The organism is Chryseolinea lacunae, assembly GCF_016735595.1.
GTDB classification, from domain to species: Bacteria; Bacteroidota; Bacteroidia; order Cytophagales; family Cyclobacteriaceae; genus Chryseolinea; species Chryseolinea lacunae.
In genome coordinates this window covers 274831-292470 of record NZ_JAERRB010000004.1, presented here as the reverse complement: position 1 = coordinate 292470, position 17640 = coordinate 274831, and the positions used below count along the sequence as shown (strand labels likewise).

The 17640-nt window shown below is 51.7% G+C and carries 16 protein-coding genes; 4 read left to right on the top strand and 12 right to left on the bottom strand.

Features of this window, described 5'->3' with window-relative positions; all coding sequences use genetic code 11:
• Positions 1–14 precede the first annotated feature (14 nt).
• Positions 15–1925, top strand: coding sequence for an adenylate/guanylate cyclase domain-containing protein (locus JI741_RS14040; RefSeq protein WP_202010500.1), 1911 nt, complete (start codon positions 15–17; stop codon positions 1923–1925).
• A 465-nt stretch (positions 1926–2390) separates the two neighbouring features.
• Here the strand turns inward: JI741_RS14040 and JI741_RS14035 are convergent, their stop codons facing one another.
• From JI741_RS14035 to JI741_RS14020, 4 genes are all read right to left on the bottom strand, one after another.
• Positions 2391–2855 carry a hypothetical protein gene (locus JI741_RS14035; protein WP_202010498.1) on the bottom strand — a complete coding sequence of 155 codons (465 nt, stop codon included), beginning with the start codon at positions 2853–2855 and terminating at the stop codon, positions 2391–2393.
• 50 nt (positions 2856–2905) lie between these two features.
• The gene (locus tag JI741_RS14030) at positions 2906–3388 is read right to left on the bottom strand and encodes a hypothetical protein (RefSeq protein ID WP_202010496.1); all 483 of its coding nucleotides are present in this window, start codon (positions 3386–3388) and stop codon (positions 2906–2908) included.
• 63 nt (positions 3389–3451) lie between these two features.
• Positions 3452–4162 carry a LytR/AlgR family response regulator transcription factor gene (locus tag JI741_RS14025; protein ID WP_202010494.1) on the bottom strand — a complete coding sequence of 237 codons (711 nt, stop codon included), beginning with the start codon at positions 4160–4162 and terminating at the stop codon, positions 3452–3454.
• Positions 4159–5262, bottom strand: coding sequence for a sensor histidine kinase (locus JI741_RS14020; protein ID WP_202010492.1), 1104 nt, complete (start codon positions 5260–5262; stop codon positions 4159–4161). Before JI741_RS14020 ends, JI741_RS14025 begins: the two co-directional genes overlap by 4 nt.
• A gap of 209 nt (positions 5263–5471) precedes the next feature.
• Between JI741_RS14020 and JI741_RS14015 the strand changes: the two genes are divergently transcribed.
• On the top strand, positions 5472–6269 hold the full coding sequence (locus tag JI741_RS14015) for a type 1 glutamine amidotransferase domain-containing protein (RefSeq protein ID WP_202010490.1): 798 nt from the start codon (positions 5472–5474) through the stop codon (positions 6267–6269).
• Positions 6270–6277: 8 nt separating this feature from the next.
• Here the strand turns inward: JI741_RS14015 and JI741_RS14010 are convergent, their stop codons facing one another.
• From JI741_RS14010 to proS, 5 genes are all read right to left on the bottom strand, one after another.
• Positions 6278–8659 (bottom strand): ABC transporter permease, encoded by a 2382-nt coding sequence (locus JI741_RS14010; protein WP_202010488.1) that lies wholly within the window; start codon positions 8657–8659, stop codon positions 6278–6280.
• 243 nt (positions 8660–8902) lie between these two features.
• The gene (gene lspA, locus JI741_RS14005) at positions 8903–9397 is read right to left on the bottom strand and encodes a signal peptidase II (RefSeq protein WP_202010486.1); all 495 of its coding nucleotides are present in this window, start codon (positions 9395–9397) and stop codon (positions 8903–8905) included.
• A 135-nt stretch (positions 9398–9532) separates the two neighbouring features.
• Positions 9533–10525, bottom strand: coding sequence for a flotillin-like protein FloA (gene floA, locus JI741_RS14000; protein ID WP_202010484.1), 993 nt, complete (start codon positions 10523–10525; stop codon positions 9533–9535).
• A 15-nt stretch (positions 10526–10540) separates the two neighbouring features.
• Positions 10541–11011: an NfeD family protein gene (locus tag JI741_RS13995; protein ID WP_202010476.1), complete on the bottom strand. Its 471-nt coding sequence runs from the start codon at positions 11009–11011 to the stop codon at positions 10541–10543.
• Between the two features lie 103 nt (positions 11012–11114).
• Entirely contained in the window at positions 11115–12593 is a 1479-nt protein-coding gene (gene proS, locus JI741_RS13990; RefSeq protein WP_202010474.1) for a proline--tRNA ligase, read from the bottom strand.
• A 169-nt stretch (positions 12594–12762) separates the two neighbouring features.
• Here proS and JI741_RS13985 point away from each other — a divergent pair, with 169 nt between their 5' ends.
• Positions 12763–13890, top strand: a complete 1128-nt coding sequence (locus JI741_RS13985; RefSeq protein ID WP_202010473.1) for a hypothetical protein — start codon at positions 12763–12765, stop codon at positions 13888–13890.
• Positions 13891–13954: 64 nt separating this feature from the next.
• Positions 13955–15463 (top strand): OmpP1/FadL family transporter, encoded by a 1509-nt coding sequence (locus JI741_RS13980; RefSeq protein ID WP_202010470.1) that lies wholly within the window; start codon positions 13955–13957, stop codon positions 15461–15463.
• Here the strand turns inward: JI741_RS13980 and JI741_RS13975 are convergent.
• From JI741_RS13975 to JI741_RS13965, 3 genes are read right to left on the bottom strand one after another with little or no spacing between them, the layout of a single operon-like run.
• A complete protein-coding gene (locus tag JI741_RS13975; RefSeq protein ID WP_202010468.1) occupies positions 15453–15953 on the bottom strand; it encodes a shikimate kinase in 501 nt (166 codons plus the stop codon). The genes JI741_RS13980 and JI741_RS13975 overlap by 11 nt on opposite strands.
• Before the next feature lie 18 nt (positions 15954–15971).
• The gene (locus tag JI741_RS13970; protein ID WP_202010466.1) at positions 15972–17081 is read right to left on the bottom strand and encodes a BT_3928 family protein; all 1110 of its coding nucleotides are present in this window, start codon (positions 17079–17081) and stop codon (positions 15972–15974) included.
• Between the two features lie 4 nt (positions 17082–17085).
• Positions 17086–17625: a DUF1599 domain-containing protein gene (locus JI741_RS13965; protein WP_202010464.1), complete on the bottom strand. Its 540-nt coding sequence runs from the start codon at positions 17623–17625 to the stop codon at positions 17086–17088.
• Positions 17626–17640 lie beyond the last annotated feature (15 nt).

Sequence of the window (17640 nt, the reverse complement as noted above, 5' to 3'; positions counted from 1 at the left end):
GAATCAAAAATTATATGCGCCAGCTGGTAGCCATCCTGTTTGCCGACATGATGGGCTATACGTCGCTGATGCAGGAGAATGAGCAATTGGCGCGTCAGAAACGCCATCGCCTCAAGGCTGTGCTCGAAGCGTGCATCCGTGACCATCGCGGAAAAATTCTGCAATATTATGGCGACGGCTCGCTCAGCATCTTCACCAGCGCCATCGACGCCGTGCATTGTGGCATTGAAATTCAGCGTGCCTTGCGGGAAGACCCTAAAGTAGACCTGCGCATCGGCATTCACACCGGCGACGTGACCGTGGAAGACGGCGGCATCTTTGGCGACGGCGTGAACCTCGCGTCGCGCATCGAATCGCTGGCCACCGCCGGCAGTGTGTTCATCTCCGAAAAGGTGCACGACGAAATCAAAAACCAGGACAACATCACGTCTCACGAAATGGGTTACTTCGAGTTGAAAAACGTGAAGCAACCCATCCGCGTGTTCGCCATCACCAGCGGTGGACTGGTGGTGCCGTCGCGCGAGGAAATCAGGGGAAAAACAAAACAACCCGCCAACCGCCTGGCAGTGCTGCCCTTTGTGAACATGAGTGCCGACCCCGAAAACGAATTTTTTAGCGACGGCATCACCGAAGAACTTCTGAACGCACTCACCAAAGTGGACGGCCTCCAGGTGACGTCGCGCACATCGGCCTATGCCTTCAAGGGAAAAAACGACGACATCCGCGACATCGCCATCAAGCTCAACGTCGACAAAGTGTTGGAAGGCAGCGTGCGCAAGGCAGGCAACCGCGTGCGCATCACGGCGCAACTCATCAATGCGGCCGACGGCTATCATGTGTGGAGCGAAACCTACGACCGCGACCTCATCGACATCTTTGCCGTGCAGGATGAGATCAGCAACATCATCGCCAACAAGCTCCGCGAAAACCTGACCGAAGCACAACGGCTGGGCCACCGGCAGACTGTGCAAAACGTAGACGCCTACACGGCCTACCTGAAAGGACTTCACTATTGGAACAAGATCACCCCGGCCGACCTGCGCACCAGCATCGCCTGTTTTGAAAAGGCCGTGGCGTTGGACCCCGGCTATGCCCAGGCCTATGCCATGATTGCGTCGGTTTATAGCAGCCTGGGTGCCAGTGGGCAGATGTCGCCACACAAAGCCTTCGCGCTCGTGCACGAATTCGCCGACAAGGCTCTGGCCATCGACGACACCATTGCCGAAGGCTACATCGCCAAAGCAGGTGCCTATTTGTTCTATGAATGGAAGTGGAAAGAAACGTATGACGCGTTGCAAAAAGCCATACACCTCAATCCCGGCGCCATAACGGCCTACCCACTCCTGGGCTACTACTACGTGCTGATGGGCGAAAAAGAGGAAGCCATCAACGTGATGGAACGCGCCGTCAAACTCGATCCGCTATCGCCCATCATAAACCACGCACTGGGAAATATTTATATCTACGGCGAACGCTATGACGATGCCATCCGCCAGGCCGACAAAGTGCTGGAGATGAATCCGCAAATGCGCATCAACCTGGAGTTGAAAGCATGGGGCATCGGCATGAAAGGTGACTGGGAAGCGGCGTTAAAAATTTTTGAAGAGGTGCACCGCCTCACCAACCATCCCCTGAAAGGGCTGATGGGCGTAGGCTATGCCGCCGCCAAACTGGGACAGACCGACAAAGCGATGGATTGCCTGAGTAAAATGGAACAACGCCAACGCGAAGAACCTGAGGTGACCATTGACGGAGATTTTGTGGGCATCTGGTATGCTCTCGGCGACATGGACAAAACATTCTACTACATCAATGAGTGCGTGAAGAAGCGAACGGCGCCCGTGAATATATTCCTACAGTATCCGGTATTCAAAGCGTTGAAGGGAGACCCAAGGTTTGAGGCGTTGAGGATTGCACAAGGTTGATGGAATGTTATTCCAGATAAAAACCAGGCCGATGAGGCATTGAGGATCGCTTATTTTTGTCACTCTTCTAGTGAGGACCATACATGTACTTTCCGCATAAACCCAAAACCAGTGTTGATCCGATAGTTGTCACAAAATAGAAAAACCAACCAAACACCCTGCAAAAAATCCGGAAGGACCGCACTCCTTGCCCCGATTGCTCAATGATTTGCATTCCTCTCCCTTTCCCGATATATCTATCCTTTAAAAAAACATAGTTCAACCAAAAAACACCAACAATAAAGGGCAGGATAAGAATTTGATAAATTCTAACACCCATGGCGACCAATAGGCTATCCAGCAATGCTATATAAACAAAAGACTGGGGTATCCACATTAGAGCTACTATCCTTTTTAGTTTATAGCCTTCGTTGAAGACTAGGTGGACATTAATTTTGAAAAACCAATCCAACATCTCCATAGATCTTAACGTGAACTACCTTTTTGTGTCTGCAGTCTAACCGTTTGCAAACTCAAAAGTCCGATACACATTGTCCAAAATCCGAAGAGCGCCCAGGTAAGGTTTATTTTGGCTTTTGTGTGCGACACGAATCCCATGGAATAGACATCAACCGTTGCCTTCGCGATATTCAGATCGCCTTTCAGCACCTCAACCCATGCATAGGTCACTAGGGCAAAGAGTATCAGCCCGATGATGAGACCAACATTGGCACCGATCAATTTAAACCGATGCATCCCGGCCCGTACCAAAAAAATCACTACTGTTATCGGACTGAGGATGAGCGCGACTAAGGATGTTTTATCGACAATATAATAGGTGTCGTGCGCCTGGATGCTTATCGGTTCGTGTCCCCGCGTTGCCAGCCAGACCACAAAAACCACAAACAATAGGAAGGCCAGGATGACAATGTCCGTTCTATACTTCTTCATTCAGAAAACATCACCAGTCAAAACAATACTTTCGCGTAGCATCAAAAAAATCAAAACCTCACCGCCACACCAACGCCGGCACCTCGCACACCAACGTACATCTTCGGTGCATAACTCTTCGCCGTGGTGTCGCCATGGTTATAGAGATCGAAGGCCATGTTTGCATTTTTGGTGAAGCCCTGGCTCAGGGGAATGCCGATCAGCAACAACGCTGCGCCACCAGCAGCCAGGCCCCACTGTGGGTCGCCGCCCGCTATGGCGGTGCCTAACGGCCAACCGATCAGCGCCCCACCCACAAAACCAACAACACTGGCCGCATCGGCGTTGGTCTTTGCTTTCTTGAACGCCGCATAGGCCTGATCGTTGGGCTTCATGATGTTGAGCACTTCGGCGGGCTTGAGCAATTTCGAACCTTGATAGAATTTGATGCCCCAGAAATTTTTCTCCATGCGGAGATCTGTGTCGGTTGTGGTTTGGGCAACGGAGTGGCTGAGCGAGAACGCACAAACCACCATCAGGAAAATATATCGCATTTGACGTATAATTTTTAGGCTCATGTAAAATAGAACACGTCAATCAAATTTCAAAGCCGTTCATCACAGAACTCTATCCATAAGCTCTTTTCGGAAGCTGCGACCAATGGGAATGGATTCGTCTTTTACCATCACAAAATTTCCGTCGATGGATTTCACACGCTTCAATTGCACAATATATGATTTATGAACCTGCACAAACTCGCCGGCCGGCAGCTTGCCCAGAATGGACGTGAGCGTTTGATACGTAACAAGTTTCTGGTCGGTGGTCACAATGCGAATGTAGTCCTTGAGGCTCTCTATGTAGTGAATGTCGTGGGGAGAAATGCGCAAGATTGCCTTGTCCACCTTGATCCACAGCCCATCGGTCGTGTCTTTGTGTTCGGTGGCGGGCAGTATGTCCGTTTGTTTGTCGCCGGCCGTGTGAAAAAGTTTTGTTTTGCTGATTGCTTTCAGGAATCGCGGAAACGAAAAAGGTTTTACCATATAGTCGCACACATCCAACTCAAATCCTTCGGCTGCAAACTCGCGATAGGCCGTGGTGATGATGATGTGGGATACGGACTTTGTGTTTCGAACAATGTCAAGCCCATTCAGCAGTGGCATCTCCAGGTCAATAAACAACAGGTCGACTGCGTTTTGATGAAGAAAAGAAAAAGCCTCCACGGGGTCGGTAAATGTTTTGATGGACACCGGCTCCTTCAAACGCCCCAGGTAGTCTTCCAGAATTTCGATGGCCAAAGGTTCATCGTCCACCACAACGCAATGTATCATGCCAGGGGAATTTGAAGGTTCACACAAAACAGATTTTCCTCAGGCTTCATTTCCAGGTGATAGACGTCGCCATAGAGAAGCGCCAGCCTGCGCTGAACATTTTTTAATCCCAGTCCGCCCTTTTTCCGATCACGCTCGCGGCCGGCCACAAACGGATTTTTCACCTGCAACGAAATGGTGTCTGTTGCCACCACCACATCGATGTTGATGAAGAGGTCGCCCTGTTTGGTGGCCACGTGTTTGAAACTGTTCTCGATGAAGGGCAGGAAGATGAGCGGCGGAATGGCTTTGTTTTCTACCGGACCCTTCACATTGAACGTTATCGCCAGTTTATTTCCAAAGCGAAGCGACTCCAGGTCGATGTAGCTGCGCAGGTGTTCTATTTCTTTCGACAGACTCGTCACACTGCTCTCCGACTCATAGAGCGAGTAGCTCATCAGATCCGAAAGCTTCAGCAACATGTCGGGTGCCTTGTCCGACTTTTTCATGGTGAGCGCGTAGAGGTTGTTCAGCGTGTTGAAAAAGAAATGCGGGTGGATCTGCGATTTCAACAGTGACAATTCCGTTTTCAGTTTTTCTTTTTCGATGGCGTCATACTTCTGTTTTTCCAGCAGATAATCTTTCGACAACTTGATGCCGCTGGTGAGTCCCACTATGGAAACCAGATAGAAAGCTTTATAAACATAGTTGTTCCAGGTGAAGGTCGACACCGCCTCATAGGTTTGCGGGCACAGCGGTGTGTCGGCAAAGGCTTCGAGCACAAAGAGGTTGATGGCGTTCGTGGCGAGAATGAGCAGCAGCAGCAATATACCATAGAGCGCCAAGCGATCGGGATAATAAAATTTCGGTAACAGGAAGTAGAGGTTGGCATAGCAGCAGGCCACCACGAACGGCATGCGCAACACAAAATTATAGAGCGGCCCCTGCCACTCGTCTTCAATGGAACTCACATAGAGGGCCGTGAGACCGAAGAGCACGATCCAGAACAGGACGTGACTCGCCACCCGGTTTGCCAACAACTGGCGCATGCGGCCAAACGATTCGTTTCGCAAAAGCTGAATGTGCCGGGGCGGATGGAGTGTTGTTTCTATAGAGGCCATACTACAAATTTATCTACCTGCGTATCCCGTGCAAACTATTTCGCGCAACGACAGCGCCTGCGCTCTCAACGGCCTGTGGTGCACGACAACCGGCGCGCGCCTTTGCATGTCTGCCCACGTCGTTCGCCCCCGGAAGTTTGCTGTTGAGCTAATTTTTTTCGCCTCCTGAACAGGCTTGCGTTTCTTCACAAAAAACCAATTGAATCTTTATGACGAACCCATCCTCCAACACGCCTGGCAAACTCCTGCTCACTGCGCTTCTAACGGCCGTTTCATTTTTAAGTTATTCGCAGTCGCGGAAAATCCTTATTGTGTCCACCAATGTCGATTCGGTGGGCAACCATGTGAGCGGCACATTTCTGAAGGAGATCGCCTACCCTTTCAAGTATTTTATCGACAAGGGCTACGCTGTGGACGTGCTCACGCCAAAAGGCGGCAAGGCGGCTATCTATGACAACGGCAACGTGCCCGACGACCTTCAGCAAATTCAAAAAAGCGAGGCCTTCTCAACCAAAATCAACGCCACGCTCTCACCTGTTCAGGTCAACGTGAAAGACTATGTCGCCATTTTCTATCCCGGCGGCCACGGCCAATATTTCGATGTGATGAACGACGAACGCATTTCGGTTATCGCCGCCAAGATCTACGAGAACGGAGGTGTGGTGGGCACTGCGGGTCATGGCGCCGCATCGCTCATCAACGTTCAGCTTAGCAATGGCAGCTACCTGGTGGCGGGCAAAACCATGACGTGCTTTCCGCACTGGGCTGAGCTCAAGTTCATGAACATCTCCAACTATGGGAAGCTGCTGCCATTCGACATGGAAGATGTGCTGGCCCGCCGTGGCGCCATCCTCAACGTGTGCTCAGCCGAGAACCGCGACAACAACAGCCTCACCCTGGTGGCCGACGCAAAGAACAAAATTGTGACCGGCGCATTCGCCAACTCTGCACCCTGGGTGGCCGAGCAAATGGATCTGCTGATAAAAGAAAACAAGAAACGATCGTAACGTTCCAATCACTCGCTCCTCAACGTTTCCACCGGGTTGGTCTTTGCTGCTCTCATGATTGTTGAACTTGTGGTGAGAATGCCCACCAGGAAAATGAATATCGCACACCCCACAATGGGCGCGAGCCCCACGGGAATGTGATAGACATAAATAACACCCAGCAGCGCGTTGGTGGCATAATAGCCGCCCACCGACCCCAGCACAGCCGCGATGGAAAGCACCACCACAAACTCGCGGTTCAGGAGTGTCACCACACTCCTCACCGACGCACCAAGCGATTTGCGTATGCCGATCTCCTTGGTGCGTTTCGCGATGTTGAGCGACGCCAACGCAAAGATGCCCGACGCCGAAAGCAGACCGCCCAGTATGGTAAGGAAAATAAAAATCTTCTCCAGGTTCGTGTTCAACTCGCGGCTGTTGGCCAACACCACATCGTCCTGCAGCTGACTTTCAAACGGACGTGTTGGAAAAACTTCTTTCCAGGTCTTCTCCAATGACTTCTGTGTTTCCAGCAGGTCGGCGTGTTCGGTCTTCACCACCATGGTGATGTATTGTTCCTTGCCCGCCGCATAAAAAACAAACGGCTCAGGTTCTTTGGCCCGGTAGAGGTTGTCGATGTGATTGTCAATAACACCCACAATGAAATGTTTTCCGTTGTGCAGAAAAATGATCTGATCGATGGGGTCTTTCATGCCCGTGCGTTCCACAAAAGCACGGTTCACAACCACGCCCTCTTTCACATCACTGGCGTTGTCGAGGTTCAGATTGCGACCTTGCACCACCTTGAGCCCCATGGTCTCGAAATAGTTTTTGCCGATGCCCATGGCTTGCACCTCGTATTGCGTGGTGTCTATCCGGATGGGAGTGCCATAGGGATTTCTACCAATGGTGCCGTCGGCCACGCCAATGCTCAGCACCTTGGGATTCGACACCAACGCTTTTTCCATCGCTTCAAAATCGCGTTCACCCTGCAAACTCACGGTAATGATCTGGTCTTTGTCATATCCGAACCGAATGCTATCCTGATATTTTGTATTCTGAATAAAGATCACACCGGCAATGAGCACAATAACTGACAACGCAAATTGTGCCGCCACCAATGAATGCGTGAGTGCATTGGTGCCTTTAATTTTTACAGAGCCCTTCAACAACACCGTGGGCTTGAACTTGCTGCTGACCAGCGCCGGATAAATGCCCGCCACCATGGCCGTGACAAACACCAGTCCCAGCAACGCGATGAACAGGTTCAACCCACTAAGATCGCCAAGGCCAAACCGGATTTGCCACATGTCGGTGAACACCGGCACGATGAGTTGCGCCATCATGAGGCCCACAACCAGCGAGATGAGAATGGTGAGAAATGTCTCTAACAAAAACTGAAATACAATTTGTTTACGTGCCGCCCCAATGGTTTTGCGCACGCCCACTTCCTTGAGCCGCTTGGCCGTCATGGCAATGGATGTGTTGGTGAGGTTGAAGCAGGCAATGAGCAGGATGAGCAACGCCATGCTCGAAAAAATAATGAGTGGTGCCATCTGGATGGGCAGGTTGGACCAGCCATAGCGAATGGTGTCTTGCGAAAATTTCTTTTTGAAGGGCTCCAGCGAATAGGACGTCACCACCACGTCGGTGCGCACTTCGTTGCGATGGGGAATGTATTTTTTGAACTGTGCCGCCACACGCGCTGCGTTTTCAGGCGCCGAGAGTTCAAAGAACGTCGAGGGATTTCGCCAGTCACTCCAATCGTCAAGGTTGAGCTTGTTATAGTCGATATAGTTCTCGAAACGCATCAGCACCCGGAAACCAAACGTGTTGTTGGAAGGAATGTCTTTGAACACCCCGCCCACCATCGCTTCCATTTCATAGTTGTTCACAAAATTGAGCGTCAGCATTTTTCCGATGGGATCTTCGTTGCCGAAATATTTCTTGGCAACTTCTTCGGTGAGGAAGATGCTGTTCTTCTCCTTGAACGACTTGGCATTGCCCGCCACAAGCGGGAAATCAAAAAGATCGAGAAACGTGCTGTCGGCGAACGAAAGGCCTTCATTGAAAGCGTTGTCGCCATAGCGCATGGATCCACCACCGTGAATGAAACGCGTGTAGCGTTCAATGCCGGCAATCTCTCCGGCCGCCACCGGCGCCAGCATGATGGGCGCCTGAAAATCGATGGGCGTGCGTCCATCCTTCTCCACGGTGTGTGTATGCACCTTGAAGATACGCGACACTTTGGCGTCGTCGTGAAAGTTATCGAACTCGATGTTGAATGCCACCCACAGGTAGGCCGCCAGACAACACGCCAGCGAAACGCCCAGGCCCAGGGCGTTGATGATGACATAGCTTTTGTTTTTGAGAAGGGTCCGAACGGCCACAAGCAGGTAGTTCTTGATCATGGTTCCTGGTGTTTAGGGGGAATGACTTGCCAACACGTAGACAACAACTATACCATGACTAATATATTCATTTGGTGTCTAATAAACACTTTATGAGATGCGGTGGTGATCGGAAATGAAATGGGGTGATTCGAAATCGCACGGTTGACGTTGGGTGAGACACCAACATCGGTGCGGGTCTAGATAATCGTATGAGGGTTGGCTGGACGTTCTAAGACTATATAAATTTTAAATAAAGACGGACTATGATGATGGTGTGGGTTGGGGACGCTGCAGGGCGTGGATGGCCAATAGGAATGTGCCGATCATGATGGAGACATCGGCGAGATTGAAAATGCCCGTTTGGAAGAGGCCGAAGTCGATGTGAAGAAAATCGGTTACGGAGCCGGAGCGCACGCGGTCGTAGAGGTTGCCGATGCCGCCGCCAATAATGAAGCTTGCCGCGAGCACCACCAGGTGCGGAAGATCTTTGCGTGTCAGGATGTAGAGCAAGCCCAGCGCCAACACAACCGCGGGCATCAGCGTGAGGAGCATGAACCGAATTGGCTCGGGCAATGTGCTGCCGTTGCTCAGGAATGCTCCCCTGTTCTCGACACGCATCAGCGTGAAATGATTTCCCAGCAATGCGATGTTCTCATGCTCTCCAATGTTTCGGCGGGCCACACTTTTTGTGAGTTGATCACAGCCGATAGACGCCAGTACCAGAAAAATGAATATCACCTTTACAAATCTTTTCATCTGTGTCATGGCTGTCGCGTTTTGGTTTCTGTTTCTTCACTTTGATTGATGAATCAAGATACCCGGTGAACGACCGAAAAAACAAAAGCCACTTCCGAGGGAAATGGCTTTTGATATGCTGTATGATTTTTTTGCTTACGATTCTTTTTTCTGTGCCCCCGTTGTGCCTTTGCCCGAACCAGAAATGGCCTGGCGCATTTCGGTGTCGGCTTGCACGTTTTGCATCTTGTAGTAGTCCATGATGCCGAGGTTGCCATTCACAAACGCAGCAGCAATCGCTTTGGGGATTTCGGCTTCGGCTTCAATCACCTTGGCGCGGGCTTCCTGTGCTTTCGCTTTCATTTCCTGATCGAGGGCCACGGCCATGGCGCGACGTTCTTCGGCACGGGCTTCGGCCACCTTGAGGTCGGCAGAGGCCTGGTCGATTTGCAGCTTGGCGCCGATGTTGGCTCCAACGTCTACGTCGGCAATATCAATAGAGAGAATTTCGAACGCGGTGCCGGCATCCAGACCGCGCGACAACACGAGTTTCGATATTTTGTCGGGGCTCTCCAACACTTCCTTGTGCGACTTGGCCGAACCGATAGACGACACAATGCCTTCGCCCACACGGGCCAGAATGGTGTCTTCGCCGGCACCACCCACCAACTGCGCAATACTGGCGCGCACGGTCACGCGGGCCACGGCAATAAGCTGAATGCCATCGGAAGCCACAGCGGCAACCTTCGGGGTGGTGATCACTTTCGGATTCACCGAGATCTGCACAGCCTGAAACACATCGCGGCCGGCCAGGTCAATGGCGGTGGCTTGTTTGAAGCTGAGGCTGATGTTGGCTTTGTCGGCCGAGATGAGTGCGCGGATCACGTTGGGCACATTGCCCCCGGCGAGGTAGTGGGTTTCCAGTTCGTTGGAAGATATTTTCAAACCTGCTTTTGTCGCGGTGATGAGGGAGTCTACTACAATGCGGGGCGGCACTTTGCGAATGCGCATGAACACGAGTTCGAACAACCCCACTTTAACGCCCGAAAACAGGGCCGTGATCCAAAGGTTGATGGGCACAAAATACAGGAACACAATTGTGAGTATGATCCCGCCAAAGACCAGGATCAAAAGGTAAGTAGCTTCCATTTGGTTTGTTATAAATTAGTTGATAGTTTCTACCACAATCTGGTGCGATTCGATGCTCACGATTTTCACCTTCTCGCCCTCGGCGATGTAGTTGCCCGAGGTTTTCACTTCAAAGGTTTTTCCGTCGAATTCCGCTTTGCCAATGGGCCGGAGGGTTGATATGGTTTTGCCTTCGTCGCCTACCTGCACCGTTGCCATCAGGCCCTCGTTCACTTTGCTGTCCATAGAAGTTTTCAGCGAGAAGCGCGTCCAGGCGCCGGTGCGAAAACTATAGAACAATGCCACGAGGGTGCCGGTGGCGCTGGCCACAAGAATGTAGAATCCGACGGTGCTTCCAAAGTGCTGATAGCTGATGACCACACCCACGATGGTGAAGATCAATCCCAACAAGCCCACCACGGTGGTGCCGGGAATGAAAATCAATTCTACAATGATGAGCGCCATGCCAATCAGGAGGAGCGCAGTAATGATAATCCACATCAACATAGAATCAGGGGGAAATTCAAAAATACAAATAAACGGGCGTCTTCATGCCATGCCGTCGAAATTTAACGACAAGTGCGCAACGACGCCCGTAACGATAGTTTTTTCAATACGCTCTGGCAAATAACACCCGTCGCGACGAAGGCTTGCCGGAATAAACGCAAACGCCCGCCTCGTCCGGCGCATCCAGTGGAATGCAGCGGATGGTGGCCTTTGTTTCCTCCTTGATGGCCGTTTCCGTTTCGGGCGTGCCGTCCCAATGGGCCAGCACAAAGCCTCCTTTGTCGTCAAGCACCTTTTTGAATTCGTCGTAGGTGCTCACGCGGGTCATCATGCTGTCGCGGAAAGTCAGCGCCTTCTTGTAGATATTTTCCTGGATGTCTTCCAGCAACTTCGGAATTTCGGTTGCCACGTCGGCCAGGTTCATCACCTGCTTGGTTTTGGTGTCGCGGCGGGCCACTTCCACGGTGCCGTTCTCCAGATCGCGGGGTCCGATGGCGAGGCGCACAGGCACGCCCTTCAGTTCCCATTCGGCAAACTTGAAGCCCGGCTTGTGGGTGTCGCGGTTGTCGAACTTCACGGTGAAGCCGGCATCGCGCAAGGTCTTGCTGATTTTTTCGACCTCTACGGTCAGTTTGCTCAGTTCTTCTTCTGTCCGGAAAATGGGCACAATCACGATGTGGATAGGGGCCAATTTCGGTGGCAACACCAATCCCTCGTCGTCGGAGTGGGCCATGATGAGCGCGCCCATCAGGCGGGTGCTCACGCCCCACGATGTTCCCCACACATAGTCAAGTTTGCCTTCCTTGGTGGCAAACTTCACATCAAACGCATTGGCAAAATTCTGACCCAGAAAATGCGACGTTCCGGCCTGCAGGGCCTTGCCATCCTGCATCATCGCTTCGATGCAATAGGTGTCTACGGCGCCGGGAAAACGTTCGCCTTCCGACTTGCGACCGCGCACTACGGGCATGGCCATGAAACGCTCGGCAAAGTCGGCGTATACGTGCAGCATCTGCACTGTTTCATCCACGGCCTCCTTGGCGGTGGCGTGGGCGGTGTGCCCTTCCTGCCAGAGAAATTCTGCCGTGCGTAGGAAAAGCCGGGTGCGCATTTCCCACCGCACAACGTTGGCCCACTGATTCACCAGGATAGGCAGGTCGCGGTAGGATTGTATCCATTTTTTGTAGGTGCTCCAGATAATGGCCTCGCTGGTCGGACGCACCACCAGTTCTTCTTCGAGCTTGGCGTCGGGATCGACCATGAGTTTGCCCGGATTTTTGGGATCGGTTTTCAGGCGATAGTGCGTCACAATGGCACATTCCTTGGCAAAACCTTCCGCATTTTTCTCCTCCGCTTCAAACATACTTTTGGGCACAAACAGGGGGAAGTAGGCGTTCACGTGGCCAGTGTCTTTAAACATTTTATCGAGCGCCTGCTGCATCTTCTCCCAAATGCTGTACCCATAGGGTTTGATGACCATGCAACCCCGCACATCGGAATTGTCGGCCAGGTCTGCTTTTTTCACCAGCTCGTTGTACCACGAGGAGTAATCTTCACTGCGGGAAGGTAATTCTTTGCCCATGCTTGGTATAATTGTTGTTTGAATTTCAGATAGACCGCAAATATAATTTTAAGGAACAATTACGGGGTAAATTTTGTAGCTTTATAAACACTTTTGAGTGGATTTAACGTTAATTTGATTAAACGTTTCAGCAAATAAGATATCTAAGAGACTAAAACCAGGAAGGAATATGAAAACCAAGGTCATCATGCTCAGTTTCGTTGCCTCGCTTGCCGTGGCAACATCCTTTGCGCAAGGCATTGAGAACGACGATATGTACTTCAATTCGAAAGACCGCGCCAAGGTGAAGGCACTCCGAGCGAAAGAAGACGAGTCCTATTCCGCCAGCGCGAAAAAAGCGAACAAATACACAGACGAAAACAGCGACGTGGTGAACCCCACAGACAGCTATTCGGCCCGCAACGTCAACCCGGAGTTTGCTGCACGGTCCAACGCGCAAACCGCGAAGGCTGACGAGCAGGACTACTTCGTCAGCAATTACAAATACAGCAACGCCAGCAAAATCAGCAGCTTCAACAACAGCTACAACTCCTGGTATAACAACCCCTGGTACAGCTCCAACTACTACAGCCCTTCTATCTACGGCTGGAATAGCCCTTACTATGGCAGCTACTACGACATGTATGGCAATCCTTGGATGAATCCCTACTACCAATCCGGCTGGTCAAGCTCGTATAGCTACTATATGGGCAGCAACTGGAACTACGGCTGGGGTAGCGGTTTTGGCATGGGTCTTTCCTATGGCAATCCCTATTGCTACGGCAGCCCGTACATGAACTCATGGGGATCGTCTTTTGGCTACGGCGGCTACTACAATAACTATTACGGTGGCGGCTACTATCCTACCAACGTCGTGATCATCAACAACGGCTACGAAGGCGGACGGAACATTGCCTATGGCAAACGCGCCACCCGCAGCGGCATGATGGCTTCAACACCTTCTGCCACCAACGGCCGCACACGTCCCGACAACAACAGCAACTACGTGACAACCTACCCGAGCCGACAAAGCTCCAACGGACGCGTAGACACCCAGAGCCGCATCCAACGTCAGGAAGACTACTATAACCGCAGCTACAGAACACAACAGCAGCAAGCCCAGCAACAACAAGCACCCCAATACAGCAGCCCTTCGCGCACAGACTGGGGCAACTCGGGACAATCGCACTACAACAGTGGAGGTCGTTCGGATAGCAACTTTGGAAGCGGTAGCGGCACCAGAAGTTCGGGTGGCACAGCAGGCGGTGGATCATTCTCCGGCTCAGGCTCAAACGGACGCTCACGCGGCAGAGACTAACTTTTTCTAACCTTCATTTCAAGATCGTATGATGCAGAGGAGGCGTATATTGGCCCTCGTAGGAATGCTATTGCTTTCCGTTTCCTGGGGCTGGTCGCAAAGCTATGTTGAATCAGCGTTAACTTTCAGTCAGTCGCGTCCGGGAGGAAGCGCCCGCATCCAGGCCATGGGTGGAAGCCAAATTGCATTGGGTGGCGACTACAGTTCGGCCCTATCAAACCCGGCGGGGCTCGGCATGTTTAACCGCTCGGAGGTGACGCTAACGCCCGGGCTATCTACCTATTCTGCCAATGCGCACTATTTCGGTGAAGACCGCGACGCCTCACGTTCAACCTTTGTCGTTCCCGGCCTGAGCCTGGTGCTCAACATCCCCATCAACAGCAACAGTGGTTTCGAAAGCGGATCGTTCGCCATCACCATGACGCGCACCAACGACTTTAACCGTTCCGTTAACTATGCGGGCAACGCCAACAGCTCGTTGCTGGAATCGTTTATTCAAACCGCCAACGGCTACAACACCAACCAATTCGATCCCGACGGCGGCGACCTATACAACTCGCCCACCGGACTGGCCTACTACAACTATCTGATTGGCCCCGCTCACCTCCTCGACCAGAGCTTTCCCGACAACGAGTATTTCACCGACGTGAAACCAAACGCCCAGAACTATTACACGCCCCGCCAGCAGGAAGACGTTCAAACCCGTGGCATCACCAACCAGTGGAGCTTCTCGTATGGCGCCAACTATAAAGACCTGCTGTTTTTTGGAGCCAGCATCGGCGTGAGTTCGCTGCGCTATAAAAATACAAAAGCCTATTCTGAAGCCTTCACCGGCGATGAGTTTGTGAATGGTTTTGATCTCCAGGAAACTTTGAACATCCGCGGCACCGGTGTGAACGCCACGCTGGGGGCCATTGTGCGTCCTGTAAATTTCCTGCAAGTGGGCATCTCCTACACCACGCCTACCTTCTACCAACTCACCGAAACCTATGAGGCTTCTATGAGTTCGAGCTGGAAGAATTTCGAGTACTATTCAAACAAACCCAACTACGGCGGCCAGGACAATCCTACCCTTAACAACGAATCGGCCTCCACCGACGTGGTCACTTCAGATTATAGCCTCACCGTGCCTTCAAAATTCAGCGCGGGTCTGGCCTTCATTTCCAAATACGGACTCCTCACCGGCGACGTGGAACTGGCAAACTATTCCAGGGCAAAATATTCATCCAATACCATAGGCGTTGGCTTTGGCGACGAAAACCAGGGCATCAAAGAAACCTACAAATCCGTTGTGAATTATCGCGGAGGACTCGAACTGCGTTTCAAGATTTTCCGCTTGCGCGGAGGCTATGGCATACAAGCCAATCCCTATCGTGGCGACTACGACAGCAGTATCAAATCTGTGAGCGGTGGTGTTGGCGTGAAGCTTGAGAAATTCCACATCGACTTTGCCTGGGTTCAAAGCAGCGGCAACAACCTCTATTCTCCGTACTATCTGAACGAAGGTGGACCTGTTGTTGAACTGGAAAACAAAACCACTACAGGGATTGTCACCTTTGGTTTCAACTTCTGAAATGAATCGCCTGCAATAGCGCGTCTACCGTAGCATTTTGCAGCGTGGCGTTGGCCCGTGTATAGATGGGTCGGCGTATGTGACTTAGTGTGGTGATCTTTTCTTCCTTCTCTTTAGTATCAGTAGCCTGCAGCAACGGCCGGTCGATTTTGCGATCAAGACGGGCCAGCAACTCGGGCACGGGCACATCCAGAAAAATGCTGAAGCCCGATTTCAAAATGGTATCCATGCCGTTGTAGAAACACGGTGCGCCGCCTCCGGTGGCCATCACAAAACCGCGTGCGGATGCCGACCACTCGTGCAACAGGGCCGATTCAACCTGGCGGAAATGATCTTCGCCGTCCTCGCTAAAAATCTGGGGAACCGATTTGCCTTCGCGTTTTTCAATCTCCTTGTCGAGGTCCACAAACAACAGCATGAGCTCTTCGGCCAGTTGTCGGCCCAAGGTGGTTTTGCCGGAGCCTGGCATGCCAATGAGGTATATCTTCATGAACGCGTTTGCCAATTTTTAATGAATGAGCGCCGTCACGTCTGCGGCGGTGGGGGTGTCGTTGTCGTGCCACATGCCTTGCACAGTGCCGTTCACCCAGAGCGTGATGCCGGGGTTGGCCCGCACGATGGTCTTCAACACGGTGGCATCGGCAAAATAGTAGGGCACGGCCAGTTGATGTTCGTGACGGAACGTTTCAAATTGTGCGGCTCCCGAAGCGGTAAGCACCATCATGTCAACCTTGCCTTCAAGACCCTTAATGAGTTGCTGGATCTTGTCCATATTTTTTACAGACGCTTTTCCGGCGTCGTAGATCACAAACAAAAGCTTTGCTCCTTCGAAGGTGCTTTGTGTGATGTCGTTTCCGTCGGCGTCATACACGGCATAGTCGGTGATCTTTGCTTTCGTTTTTTCTTCATTCAGTTGCTCAACACCCACGTATTTATAGGTGAGCGTGTCGCTTAAATATTTTTCAGACTTGATAAGTGATCCATCGTTTTGTTTGAAGGTGTATTCAAACACCGGCTGTTCCTGCGGTTGCATCTGCTGCGGAATGTTGTTGCCGATGCGATAGGCACGGAAGTCGATGAAGGGCAAATGGCGAATGGCGTAAATGCCCACCACAAAACAAATGATGGTGACACCGCCCACCACGGCATGTCCTTCTCTTGAATACAACACCGGCGCATAGCGCTTGCGATACCAGAACAAGTGAAGCACCGGAAACATCAGGATCACATCTTTGGTGAACGACTCCCATGGTGTGAGCTTGATGGCATCGCCAAAGCAACCACAGTCGGTCACTTTGTTGAAGAAGGCCGAGTAAAATGTGAGAAACGTGAAGAACACCATGAGCGCCAGCAGCACTTTTGTGGTGATGTTCATGCGATAAAAAATTAGCACGGCCACACCCAACGCCAGCTCGAGCACGATCAGCGTGAGGCCAATTTCCAGGGCATAGGGTTTGAGCCACAGAAAGAATGAACCGAAGTCTTCGGCAAACACTTCGAAGTATTCTTCCATTTTGATTTCGGTGCCAATGGGATCGTTCAGTTTGATGAGTCCCGAGAAGATGAACAGGGCTCCGACAAAGAACCTGCTGGCCTGGTCTACAATTTTTTGGATCATACGTTTAGGCTTTCGATAATATCATGGCGAACACGGCATAGTTGATCATGTCCTGGTAGTTTGCTTTCACGCCTTCGCTCACCAGCGTTTTGCCCTGATTGTCTTCGATCTGCTTCACGCGCAAAAGTTTCATGAGAATGATGTCGGTGATGGACGTCACGCGCATGTCGCGCCAGGCTTCGCCGTAGTCGTGGTTTTTGTTTTGAAGGAGCTCGAACGTTTCGGTGGCGGCGCCATCGTAGAGCGGTTCGAGTGCTTCGAAGCTCATCTCCAGGGGCGCATCGGCGGGCAACCGCATCTGGATGAGGGCCATGATGCAGTAGTTGATGATGGCCACAAACTCGTCGGCCACCGGGTCGTCAACCTTTTGCGTGCCTTTTTCCTGGATGCTGCGGATGCGCTGGGCCTTGATGAAGATCTGGTCTGTGATGGACGATAAACGCAGGATTCGCCACGCCGTGCCGTAGTCGCGGGTCTTCTTTTCGAACAGCGTTTTGCAGCGGGCGACTATTTCTTTGTATTCGTGAGCTGTTTTTTCAACCAAGGCCGTAAACTTTAG